Annotated in this window: 9 protein-coding genes and 2 pseudogenes; 1 reads left to right on the top strand and 10 read right to left on the bottom strand. The window is 58.7% G+C overall.

The features are described 5' to 3' along the window. Positions 1–74: 74 nt before the first annotated feature. From NKI50_RS30370 to NKI50_RS30620, 6 genes and pseudogenes are all read right to left on the bottom strand, one after another. The gene (locus NKI50_RS30370; protein WP_352718683.1) at positions 75–545 is read right to left on the bottom strand and encodes a hypothetical protein; all 471 of its coding nucleotides are present in this window, start codon (positions 543–545) and stop codon (positions 75–77) included. A 234-nt stretch (positions 546–779) separates the two neighbouring features. Beyond that, positions 780–1565 carry a crotonase/enoyl-CoA hydratase family protein gene (locus NKI50_RS30365; protein ID WP_352718680.1) on the bottom strand — a complete coding sequence of 262 codons (786 nt, stop codon included), beginning with the start codon at positions 1563–1565 and terminating at the stop codon, positions 780–782. Next, the gene (locus NKI50_RS30360) at positions 1562–2422 is read right to left on the bottom strand and encodes a hydroxymethylglutaryl-CoA lyase (protein WP_352718678.1); all 861 of its coding nucleotides are present in this window, start codon (positions 2420–2422) and stop codon (positions 1562–1564) included. Before NKI50_RS30360 ends, NKI50_RS30365 begins: the two co-directional genes overlap by 4 nt. A gap of 304 nt (positions 2423–2726) precedes the next feature. Continuing rightward, a complete protein-coding gene (locus NKI50_RS30355; protein ID WP_352718676.1) occupies positions 2727–4847 on the bottom strand; it encodes an acetate--CoA ligase family protein in 2121 nt (706 codons plus the stop codon). 3 nt (positions 4848–4850) lie between these two features. Beyond that, entirely contained in the window at positions 4851–5624 is a 774-nt protein-coding gene (locus tag NKI50_RS30350) for an enoyl-CoA hydratase/isomerase family protein (RefSeq protein WP_352718673.1), read from the bottom strand. A 477-nt stretch (positions 5625–6101) separates the two neighbouring features. Continuing rightward, positions 6102–7187, bottom strand: a pseudogene (locus tag NKI50_RS30620) (IS110 family RNA-guided transposase). A 735-nt stretch (positions 7188–7922) separates the two neighbouring features. Between NKI50_RS30620 and NKI50_RS30335 the strand changes: the two are divergent. Continuing rightward, positions 7923–8321, top strand: coding sequence for a hypothetical protein (locus tag NKI50_RS30335; protein ID WP_352718666.1), 399 nt, complete (start codon positions 7923–7925; stop codon positions 8319–8321). Between the two features lie 296 nt (positions 8322–8617). Here the strand turns inward: NKI50_RS30335 and NKI50_RS30330 are convergent. The 4 genes and pseudogenes from NKI50_RS30330 to NKI50_RS30315 form a co-directional block, all read right to left on the bottom strand. Next, a pseudogene (locus tag NKI50_RS30330) lies at positions 8618–9234 on the bottom strand (CocE/NonD family hydrolase). Further along, positions 9213–9482 carry a hypothetical protein gene (locus tag NKI50_RS30325; protein ID WP_352718685.1) on the bottom strand — a complete coding sequence of 90 codons (270 nt, stop codon included), beginning with the start codon at positions 9480–9482 and terminating at the stop codon, positions 9213–9215. The pseudogene NKI50_RS30330 and the gene NKI50_RS30325 overlap by 22 nt, the downstream one beginning before the upstream one ends. A gap of 347 nt (positions 9483–9829) precedes the next feature. After that, positions 9830–10384, bottom strand: coding sequence for a CocE/NonD family hydrolase (locus NKI50_RS30320; protein ID WP_352718663.1), 555 nt, complete (start codon positions 10382–10384; stop codon positions 9830–9832). 506 nt (positions 10385–10890) lie between these two features. Next, a partial coding sequence (locus NKI50_RS30315; protein ID WP_352718660.1) for an amidohydrolase occupies positions 10891–11712 on the bottom strand: 822 nt, incomplete at its 5' end.

Raw genomic sequence — 11712 nt, 5'->3', positions numbered from 1 at the left:
CGGCGCCACTCGGTAGCCTCGCGCTGCAGATCCCCGCCGAAAGCTTCAACGCTTCTCATGTTGCATTAGCCCTTTTAGACACATTCCGCCGAGCCGTTTCGATTGTCCTTCCCCGGCCGCGCTCCGGTGGGAAAGGACAGCCGGGCTGAATTAATTTTCATTTTGAGCGCGGGATGACGATCAAACGTCAATTCTTCACTTCGTTCAATCGCCGTAGAATTCTTGATCCAACGAACCTGGGAATAATGACGCAAGAGACAGAGAGATTTGCACCAATCTGCCTTTGCTGTTGCAACGTGGATGCCACGAGGCGGTGCGATATGAAATGTAACAAGCTTTTGAGGACGCACTTCTAGAGGCTGACAGCCAGCATAGCCGTCCGGCAGCGCCCACCGAACCGTGGTCCAACGGAAAAGTCGAGCCAGGCTGTCCATCAATGCCCCCATAGACGCGCGCCAGATACTGCTGCCCGCGCCAACGAAACAGAAGCCAGACAGAGTGTTATCTTTGTCAGGGTCGTCGCGCTGCCAACGATAGATCGGCATGGAGCGGACGCGCTCTGTCCTGCAGCAGAGCAGCAGCGGCACCGATCGCGATCCGCTTGCAAGCCGGCGATAATCTCATCACCGCGACCTGCCGCGTGCGAGGATCTGCCGTTCAAAGTGGTTGCCGGATAGGCCCCGGCCGGGCGTTGAGCGGCCAGCCGCAACGATGCGCCAGCCGCGTTGGCAATTCGACGTTCGTCGCTCCTGCTAACCACGAACAGCTCCCGACCAGCACTACGCCTGCCAACACGGCCTGCGGCGATCGAAGAAGGCCGCGATTCCTTGGGCGGCATCGGTGGTTTCCCACGCATCGGCCAGAAGTGCGACTGTCTCATCAATGATCACGTCGCCGATTGCCGGCCCAAGTCGACGTGCGAGCGCCTTGGAGGCGGCAACCGCCTGCGGCGAGGCCGAGCGATAGGGTCGAACTTCGGCTTCGACCGCCGCCTCCAGGTCGGCCGGTGGCACGGCACTGGAAATCAGTCCAAGCTCGCAGGCTTCATTGGCGTCGAATATTCTGGCTGACATGAACACCCGCCGCGCTCGGCCCTCTCCCATCCGAGCCAGCACATAGGGAGAGATCGTCGCAGGGATGAGACCGAGCCGGACCTCGGTGAAGCCAAACCTCGCGGTGTCGATGGCGACCGCGACGTCGCAGACGCTCATCAGGCCGAGACCGCCACCGAATGCCTGACCGTTGATGCGGCCGATCAGCGGCTTGGGCAGTTCGTTGAGCGCGCGAAGAACCCGCGCCAGCTTACTGGCCTCGGCGATTCGCTCCTCACGCGCGGCGGAGGCCTGCGTCCGCATCCAGGCGAGATCGGCGCCGGCACAGAAGCTGTCGCCCTCGCCCGTCAGCACCACCGCTCGCACCTTGTCGTCCTTGGCGAGCACTTCAGCCGCGCCCGCGAGTTCGGCGATCATCTGTCCCGACATGGCATTGTGCTTGTCTGGGCGTGCGAGCGTCAAGGTAGCTACGCCTATCTCGTCCGTCGTGACGCGGATGGTCTCGAAGTTCATGGCCGCTCCTCTCTCAAGCCGCGCGCGAAGCGTGCCGCTTCATCCAATCGCCCCATATCGAGGCCGGTTTCATAACCCCTCCCGGCGAGCATGGCGGCCACGGCGAGCGTGTCGACATTGCCTTTGGCGCCCGGCGCGAACGGGCAACCGCCAAGGCCACCGACCGCCGCGTCGAAGGTGCGCAGGCTTCTTTCCAGACTGACCAGGATGTTGTCGAGCGCCCATCCTTTTGTGTCATGGTAATGTCCGGCAAGATTTTCGGGCGGTACCTCTTTCAGCACGGCATCAAGCATGGCCCCGATGGTTGCAGGCGTCCCGTGGCCGATTGTGTCGCCTAGGCAAATCTCATAGCAACCCATTTTAAAGAGTTCGGCCGCAACCCTCGCGGCGGTTGCCGGTGGTGTCGGGCCTTCGTAAGGGCAGTCGGTGACGCAGGAGACATAGCCTCGCACCGGAATGCCGTCGGCGGCAGCCGCAGCGAGCACCGGACGGAAACGCTCGACGCTCTCGGCAATGGAGCAGTTAATATTTATGCGGCTGAAGGTTTCGGAGGCCGACGCGAAGACGGCGACCTCATCAGCCTTCGCCGCCCTCGCCGCCTCGTAGCCCTTCAGGTTGGGGACCAGGACAGCGTAGACGACGCCGCGCGCACGCCGAATGCCGGCCATGACCTCCGCCGCATCGGCCATCTGCGGCACCCATTTCGGCGACACGAAGGAGGTCGTCTCGATCTTTTGCAAGCCGCAGTCCGACAGCATGTCGACGAGCCGAGTCTTCTCCGCGGCCGGCACGAGGCGCTTCTCGTTCTGCAGACCGTCGCGCGGCCCCATCTCGAAGATGCGGACGAATTCGCCCATCGGATCAGGCCTGCCGCTCGAGACACGACCAGGAGCGGTGGCGCTTGCAACTGACGGGCCAAGTCTTCATACGGCTTGTTGATGTGATGTCACCTGGCAAGGTATTGCCCTCCATGCTCTAAGCGAACACGCCATTTGGTGCTTCATATATTCGCGAATGAGGCTGATCCAGTAATCAGGAACGACACGAAGAATATCGCCAACAACCCCTTCCGGGCGGGGCGCCCGGAAGTTCTTTCTTGCGGCGCTAATCTTTGCGTGTGCAAAAAATTGAACCCATTAATCTCGCCTCTAGAGCTGCAGCTTATTTCCCGACCAGCCTCACATCGACGGGGTAGATACCGCCTTCGGTGGCGATGATTGGGTTGATGTCGAGTTCGGCAAGATTCTCCATGCTCATTATTGCGTTGGACACGGAAGAGATGAAGTTGGCTAGGGATCGCTTGTCGACTTTCGGATAATTCCTGAAACCGTCGAGGAGCCTCGCGACACGCGTCTCGTTGATCATGTCCAAAGCCTCCATAGGAGAAAGCGGTGCAGCGCGAAAGGTCACGTCCTTGACCGCCTCAACAAGCACGCCCCCGGAACCGAACACGATCACCGGGCCGAAGACCGGATCGTTGGTGGCACCTACGAATAATTCTACGCCATTATTCACCATAGGCGCGACGATGAAACCGAAGTCGGTCACCGGAGGTACCTGGGACGCCATAGCCTCTGTGATGCCGACTGCGGCAGAGCGTGCAGATTCTCGAGTTACACCGAGATGCACGCCACCGACGTCAGATTTGTGTACCACCAAAGACGAATCCAGCTTGACCGCACAAGGCTTGGCAAATTTGGAGATGGCCACTTCTACCGACTGAGCATCGCTTGCAGCCGACCATTTCCCGGTATGGACCCCGAGGTCCTGCAATATCTCTCGGGCTGTCGTCTCCGCTGCCAGCCCGCTGGGAACGGCAACGCGTTTGCCCTTGGATGTTACCCCCCGGTCAAGGAAGTTTTTCTTGGAAAGCCAGTTCGCCCTTTCAAACAATGCCCTGGTGCCAGCGACAGCCCAATCCAGCGACGCGAAAACCTGGATCCCGCCTTCTCTTAAGATGTCGTCGCTCTTAAGCATGCGGGTCGCATAGCAGTTATGAAATATCAGTGGAACGCTGGCGGTTTTTTTCAAAGCAACGATCTGCTCCGCGGCTAGATTTTCACCGTCTAGGAGGGTCTGGTTGAATCTAATATGGTAACCGCCGAACATTCCAATTGTTAAAACAAGCCCTACGTGTGGATCCGATGCCAGAATTTCGATGCATTTAGGGAAAACGTCTGGCAGGGCATCGATGGCGCTGTAAACGTCAATCGGATTTCCGACGGTTGCCTCCTCGCCAATGACCTTTCGCAATCTGGCCGTGGTGTCCTCCGACAGCGACGCTAGGGGCACCCCAGCACGGGATAGTGCATCCACGGCAAGTGTAGCGTGACCACCGCCATCAGTTAAAACCGCTACCCCTGTTTGCATCTTGGGAAGAGAGGCAGTCGCAAGAAGCGCAGCAATTGGCAGAAGTTCGTCGGATCGATCAACTAATATAACGCCCTGTTGAGGCAACACCCTCGACGCGATCTCATCCGACCCGGCGATCGAACCTGTGTGGGAAAGCGCCGCCTTTCCACCTTCGATTGATCGCGCTCCACGGAGCATCACAATCGGACAGTGTTGACTGACTCGCCCGGCCGCCTCGACGAAGCGCCGCCCGTTGGTGAAGCCCTCGTTGTAAATAGCAATCGATCGGGTGCTTTCACGCTGTCCAAGCTCTTCAATCAGTTCGTCGTATCCGACGTCAGCCTGGTTCCCGAGTCCGAAGATGACATCGAAACCCGGGCCGTTAATCGAGCGGTTATCCTCCAGTAGCGTCAGGATCATGCCGCCACTTTGCGTGACGACGCTAATGGGCCCCGTTGGCGGCAGTTCAGGCAAGCCGATTAGATCCGCTTGCGCTGTGCAATTCAACATTCCCGATGTGTTCGGCCCAATGATTCGAACACCGCTCGTCGCCAGGGCTTGACGCAATCTTTTTTCCGTCGCAGAGCCCTTGTCGCCCCACTCTCCAAATCCATGCGCGACGACCACCGCGCCCGCGATGCCTTTTTTGCCGCATTGAATAAGGATGTCAGGCACTTCTTCCGCTGGTCGAATGATCACTGCCAAATCGACGCCGTTAGGAAGTGAAGCGATGTCACTGCAGACGTCCAATCCGAGAATAGTCCCTCCCCTCGGATTAACCGGCAAGATGGGATGACTGTAGCCAGCCTTTTGAAGAGCGTTGATCATGTGATAGCCGCGCTTATCCGGGTTCGCTGACGCGCCGATGATCGCGACGGAACGCGGCTCGACTATGCGGCTCACCGCAGATGCTTTGGTATGGGTATTCATTTTCTATTTTCCCTCAAAACGTGGGGAGCGGCGCTCCGCGAAGGCGGCGACGCCTTCTGCCCAATCTTTGGTTTCCATCATCGCCAAGACCCCATCGGTCTCTGTTTGGAAAACAGTTTCGGCGCTTGGTTGAACATTGATCGCGGCCTTAAGGCGCGCCATTGGTATTGGAGCATTTTTGACGATGCGCTTTACCAACGCGGATGTGCGCTCCTGCAGCTGCTCCGCTGGTGGAGACTCTGTTGCTAAGCCTATCTCCAGGCATTTCGCGCCGGATATCCTGTCGCCCAGCATCAAAAGATTCGAAGCGTGTCTTAACCCAATCAACCGGGGAAGTCGGAGCGTCACGCCCCCCCCCACGTAAGTGCCGATGGCGAGTTCGGGAAACCCGAGCTGGGCATCTTCGGCAATGATAAGAAAATCAGCTGAGGTTGCGATTTCGGCCCCTCCGCCAACAGCGTAACCATGCACCACGGCAACGACAGGCTTACTGATCGATTGAATCCGTTCGCACACTTGCTGGCCGAGCACGATATAGGCCTCGCGATCTTCCCGCGTTCGAACACCGGACTTATGGGCCTTCATATCGGCGCCGGCGCAGAACGCCCGGCCGTTTCCGGAAATAACCACGCATCGGACACTGGGATCCTCGGCGGCCCGATTCAGTGCGTCTAGCGTTTGCTGATACAGGGCTTCGTTGACAGCATTTAACCGTTCAGGTCGATTGAAAATGATGTGAAGTGCTTGGTTTTCTTGCTTTGTAACGATTTCGCTCATGGATGATCTCTTTAAGACGCTGCTTCTCGACACTTCGCTAAAAAATTATTGCGCGTCCAACACTTTGTCGGCATAGATTGATCGCGAATGGGCAACGATACCGTTTGTGGGCATTCGTCGCGATCGCGGATTGCGGCGGATATACCGCCGCCCACGCCCTTTATAGTATCCCGCCGGCGGGGACCGGCTTGCCAATTGACGCGCAAGTTGTGAGTCTGCGCTCTTAGGACGGGATCTGTAATTTGCAGAGCTTGGCGGTGTATCCCTTGAGGGTTTCAAGGATCTGTCCGCACTGGCCGAGCCGGAGCTGGTCGTGCTGTTTCGGGTCTCACAAGGCCGGACGTTGCATTGACTCGAGCGGGCTGTCAGGCCCATCTGACTACCTTCGCATATCGTCCGTCCCTGCGTTCCCTCGCGGGACACCGCCCTCGGATCAGCGCTGGCGCTTCACCGCTGGCAAACTGTTTCCACCTCATCTCAAGCCTCGAACAAAGTGCCGTCGCGCAGCATGGCATGCATGATGACAGCGAGACGCCGCGCGAGTGCCGCTCGGGCTTTCTTCAGGCCGCGGCGCTTCGAGATTTTCAGCGCGCCAGGTCTTGAGCGCGAAGCTCTCCCGGCTCCGAGTCAGGATTGAGTTGGCTGCTTCATAGAGAAGCTTGCGGACCATGCTGTCACCTTGCTTGGTGATCCGGCCGGTCCAGTCGAGTTCGCCGGATTGATGACGCCTGGGCACCAGCCCAAAGTAGGCACCCGCGTTTCGCGATTGTCGGAACCGGCCGGCCTCGTCGATGGCGGCGGAGAAGGCGGCTGAAGTCTGGATGCCAACACCAGGTATACTCATGAGGATCTGGCAGGCCTGCGACAGAGCGGCGAGCATACGCAGCTTGAGATCCAGTTCCTTGATCTGCTCGACCAGTTGCACGCGCACCGTCAGCAACGAAGTAGTCGCTTCGCCAAGACCAGGGATGTGGGATGCTTCCATGATGCGTTCGATGAAGGCCTTTCCCTGCCGACGCCCGGCCTATAGCCGAAGGTGGCGCACAACCCACGGATCATGTTGTCGAGCCGGACACGGGCCTCCACCAGATGACCGCGAGCGGTGATCATGCTGCCTACACCGTGCGCGGCCGGCGATTTGACATGAACCTCCTTGTAGAAGCTCGTTCTTGCCAGTTGCGCGAGCCCTGCAGCATCATGGGGATCGGTTTTGTTCGCCTTCATCGCCTTGAGGCTCTGGTGCGCCTGGCGGGCATCGATACACACCACGTTGACGCCCGACTTCCGCAGGCCAAGGCAGATCGCGGGTGACATGCGTCCGGTTTCGATCACCGCCCGCTCGATGGGCCGTGTCGGCGTAATGCGTCGGCGATCGCATCCGGCGTGCTCTCAGCCTTCTCGGAACTCAGCTTGCGTCCATTTTCATCAATAATGTGCGTATTCCAATGAAACCAGTCGCGTCCGGTTTTTGATCGGAACGGTGTCCGGTTAATCGTCGGAATTTGCAATAATGCAGACCTGCGTGCTTTCCATCGACAGGTCCAGTCCGGCATAATGCTTCATGGCTGTTTCCTTCCTTCAGGATTCGACAACCAGAAGCGTGCGCCTCACCCGAGGCCCGAGGGAAGCAGCCACAAATTACACGATGACTTAAGGGTGCATTGAGCGATTCATGCATGCCGTGTTGCTGGCTGGCCGGAGCGGCGACGGCGATGGTCGTTGAAGATCGCGCGAAGATTCTGGTCGAGGCTTTCGCGCCGGGCGAGGTGGTTAGCAGCGCTTTGAGGTTTCGACCCGGACTGATCTGTACGTGGCGACGGCAAGCTTTGGCGAAGGAAGCCGACCCCGAGTTTGTGCCTGACAGGCTCGTTAATTTTTCGCGCACGATGGGGTCGAACCGGCCATGTGAGTGGCCTTCCCGAACGGCGTGGAGGTGAGAATTGTCCTGCAGCGCCATCCGAGCTGGCGGTGGAGCTCATGCGAGCGCTCAAATGACCCCATCCAGTTCCGGGGATCGTGTGCGGATCGCGAGCGGGGCTAAGCTCCGCCAACACGCCGAGTTCATGCCCGACCCCCCGCGATCAAATGCCTCTATCGCGCCGCCGACACTCAACGCACCATCACGACCGCGCAACAGGCTCCCATGGAATGCACGCCTTTCCGACAGCCTGAGCGGCGAAACTGGGGAATTTTACGTCGGCGCTTTTGGGGAAAATTCGATCGGCAGGGACACGCGTGTTGCCTCACGTAATTTTGGTTACCAGCTCGTTAACCGCTCGCCAGACGTGTGGAATCTGAATGAGCAACCAGGTCCATTTCCATCTCGCACAGCTTGCTCTTGGCGGCCATCGGGATACCCTCCGCCTGCAGGAGACGCTCGCAGGGCACCCTCGTGGTCGAGACACTGGACGCATCCGCATAGGCCTGCCCTTTGCCCTGAGACCGGTGGATGTGGATAATGGCAGCGATTTCGTCAACAACAGGCTGATCGAATATTGCCTTGGTCACGGCATCGAACTCACTCGCTCGCGGCCTTACCGTACGAACGACCAAGCGTGGATAGAGCAGAAAAATGGGGCGGTTGTTCGGAAGCTCTTGGGCTATCGGCGCTTCGAGGGCTTGGCGGCAGCCAGGGCGATCACGCAGGCCGCGCCCATCGTGGTCCGAGAAGGCACGCCTTCACGGGTAACATTTTAGGTGAGGCAACGAACCCGCGCGCTAACATTTTCCTTGACGCAATGCGACACGACTAGACCGTCTGACGCAGTGCGGCCTCGGGCGCACCAAAGTGATTAGGCAGTTGGCACTGCGGAATCATCATGGCCAGTAAGCGATTGCCGCGACGACAGGCCGGACGTATGACTGCACTGTCCGACCGCGATTTGCACAACGATTGCCTTGCCAACCGGGCCGTTCCACCTATGGGTCAGAGCCCTTTCGCACGGAACACTGCGGTCCCGGTTCGGTGAGCATTAGTAATATCGGCCTTCTGTTCAGGGCTCAATAATCGGCAGGTCGACGTAACAGCCTGCGGGGCCACGATGAAACTTAAGGAACGGCGGCGTTCCTTCCGCAGGGATGTTAGCAAACGTGGTCCTGTCGCTGCCAGCGAGACACACTCTCAGGCGGTAACCTGCCGGGATGCGGGCAGAGATTGGGTGGAAAGTCAAAGTCAGCACGGCTGCCTCGTCCGGGGTCAGCGGTTCGGCGTCGCGGCTCAGGTAGCTATGCTGCGGTCCAAGCGCGCGGAATGGTGAGTCGGCCCACACCTTCCGGTGCAGAGCGCGAAGCTGGCCTTCTGTGAGATAAACCGACACTCCGTCAGGCTTTATGGCTTCAAGATACACAAAAAAGCGCCGTCCTCGCGGGTCGAAGTGACGTTCAGGTGGGCGACTGGATGTCCAGTTATCTCGAGGTCACGCTCCAACCGCTCACTCGTGTAGGCGAGGCGAGCGGCGTCTATCTGTCGTCGATCTCCATAATTCACTCTGCCGTAGTCGTTGCCAGTGGCCCACCGATTTGATGTGACCTCACCCAAAGCAGGATCGACCTGGAGCGAGTCGAAGCCCGTCTCGCCAGGCAATGCGCTTAGACGGGAGCCACTAGCCATGTGCCATCGACGGCGGACGCGCGGGGCGGCCATGACCGCGTCGATTTCCAAGCGCCTTCCCCGAGCGTGTAGTAATGGAGGACCTTCCCCTGCTCATGGCCGGCCTGACCGCTAAAGCAGGCGTCCGCAAAGTGGATGTCGTTTGCCTGCTGCGTCGGCGTCGTCGGAAGGATCGTCTCACCGGGGTCGTGGAGGGGATCGTAAGGAATGTCGCCGCCATGGTTCCAAGGACCGATGATCACGTTCATGGGATATGACTGCCGCAGGAAACGACGAACGGCCCCTTGGGCTGTGCCTCCATCGAACCAGCCCGCCCAGGTTTGGGTTGGAGTGGCTGAGCTATCCACTGTGTCCGCTACTTCCTGAATACTCCAGTCAAGCATGGAGGCCCCCCAGGACGGAGGACGATCGTCCTTGCACGCCACCTGTCGAAATCCCTCCCAAACAGACGGAACCCGCTCGTGATCGCGCAGAGCCGCGTCAAGCTCCGCCTCGCCGTTAGAGCCGACTGGACGCACGCCCGGCGATTTCTCGCCGTCCGCAAGCATCCACAGATTGCGGTCGAGATCTTTGACCCCGTTGCCCCAAGTTTGCCCTATGAAGGCATTCGGCACTCCTCCAGGGTAGTAGTCTCTTCATACGGATCGTAGTCTGGAAATCGCGGAATAATCCCCTTGAGCGCAACATGGTTTCGCTCCGCCATCCTGTCGGCTGTAATGGCGGTGTAAGATAATCCGTAGCCCACAACTCGGCCAGTGGACCAAGGCTGCGCGACGATCCAATCGAGCACTTCGCTAAAATCCAATGTCTCGTCGCGCGCGCGATGGTAAGGCCACACTCCGAAAGATGCTCCGGTGCCGCGAACATCTCCAACGACAACGGAATAACCGTGCGGTACAAATTGGTCGGCAAAGTGGTTGGACGGCTCCCCTTTAACCCCGCGCCAGTAGCGAGTCATAATCAAAATGGTATCACAACTAGTGCTGGAATACTTGCCTGATGGGCGGGAGACATCCAAGGCGAGCTTCACGCCGTCGCGCATCGTCACGTATGTCGATTCCACCGGTCCGACTTCGCAGCGCATCGCAGCAACGCCATCGAGAGCCAGCCCGAAGATCGAACCTGGCGTTCCCAGACGAGAGAGACTCATACAGTTCTCCTTATCCTGAAGTTTTCCCGAATGCAGTCGAAATTCTCGCGTCCGATCTGCAGGTCAGGCTCATTCTGACGATGGGAACGATTGGCGCATTATACAGCACTGCGTCCAACATTTTGTGAGCATGGATTGATCGCAAATGGGCACAAATAATTTTGCCCGTCGGGCATTTGCGTTTGCGGATTCCGACGATTACCAGACGGCATCGTGATCAAAAACCGGACGCGATCATTTCGAGTGCGGCCTCGAAGGGGCGACTAGGCAGAAGCGCCACCTGACGAAAGAGCGCTGCAGCCCTTACGGCATGGCGCGCGGCAGCGACCCGCTTTCCCTCGCGGATCTTTGCCCCGGCCTCCGAATCCCTTGAAGAAAAGGCGATGCTGAGGCTTTGTTTTGCAGCGTGCCATAGAGTCTAGCCTCATGAGCTTCCCAGTAATAGCTTCTTCCGAAGACCTGGTTCGCGCGCAAAAACGTCAGGATGGATCAACAAATCGGTCGGGCTACCGCCCAATGGGCAGCACTGTCTCTACCAGATTGACCCAATAGCCGATGCCGTAAGGGAGGGCGTGGTCATCAAAATCATATGCCGGGTTATGACACTGAGCCGTCGGTCCATTGCCAAGGAAAATATATGCGCCAGGCCGCGCCTCAAGCATGTAGGCGAAATCCTCCGCTCCTATGCTTGGTTTCATCTTAGCGTTCACGGATGCAGACCCGACGAGACTGCGTGCCGCCTGGATCGCCAGATCGGTCCCCTCCGCGTGATTGAAGGTCGCTGGAACGGATCGAAGGTACCTGAACTCGATATCTGCGCCGAACCCGCGCGCGATACCCTGAGCGGATGCCAACATCTCTTGCTCGGCGAAGTCTCGCAGGCCGGATGCTAGGGTCCTGACGGTTCCGGCGATTTCGACCTGATCGGGGATAACGTTGTAGGCCTGTGCGGCACTCAACTTGGTGACGGAGATCACCAGCGACTCCAGAGGATCGGTCTTGCGCGAGACCAAGGTTTGCAGACCTAGAATGATCTGTGCTGCAATGACAACGGGGTCGATGGTCCAATGCGGGTCGGCCGCATGGCCACCCCTGCCCTTCACGACGATATCGAAGTCGTCTTGCGATCCCATGATCGAGCCATGGCAGATGGCGAATTTGCCCACCTCCAAGCCCGGCCAACTATGCATGCCAAAAACCTGGGATATGCCGAAGCGGTCCATGATTCCTTCCTGAACCATCTTAAAGCCGCCCGTTGGGAATTCTGGCTCTTCTGCCGGTTGAAAGATCAAGGCAACCGAGCCCTTGAACTTGCGCGTAGACGCCAG

The sequence above is a fragment of the Mesorhizobium sp. M0563 genome (assembly GCF_040321065.1).
Taxonomy (GTDB): domain Bacteria; phylum Pseudomonadota; class Alphaproteobacteria; order Rhizobiales; family Rhizobiaceae; genus Mesorhizobium.
Note: the sequence above shows the minus strand (reverse complement) of the source record. Positions and strands in the feature narration are given on the sequence as shown.

Coding starts and splice junctions, on each gene's coding strand:
- NKI50_RS30370 (WP_352718683.1), bottom strand. CDS start 545: ATGCCGATCTATCGTTGGCAGCGCGACGACCCTGACAAAGATAACACT.
- NKI50_RS30365 (WP_352718680.1), bottom strand. CDS start 1,565: ATGAACTTCGAGACCATCCGCGTCACGACGGACGAGATAGGCGTAGCT.
- NKI50_RS30360 (WP_352718678.1), bottom strand. CDS start 2,422: ATGGGCGAATTCGTCCGCATCTTCGAGATGGGGCCGCGCGACGGTCTG.
- NKI50_RS30355 (WP_352718676.1), bottom strand. CDS start 4,847: ATGAATACCCATACCAAAGCATCTGCGGTGAGCCGCATAGTCGAGCCG.
- NKI50_RS30350 (WP_352718673.1), bottom strand. CDS start 5,624: ATGAGCGAAATCGTTACAAAGCAAGAAAACCAAGCACTTCACATCATT.
- NKI50_RS30335 (WP_352718666.1), top strand. CDS start 7,923: ATGAGCAACCAGGTCCATTTCCATCTCGCACAGCTTGCTCTTGGCGGC.
- NKI50_RS30325 (WP_352718685.1), bottom strand. CDS start 9,482: ATGAACGTGATCATCGGTCCTTGGAACCATGGCGGCGACATTCCTTAC.
- NKI50_RS30320 (WP_352718663.1), bottom strand. CDS start 10,384: ATGAGTCTCTCTCGTCTGGGAACGCCAGGTTCGATCTTCGGGCTGGCT.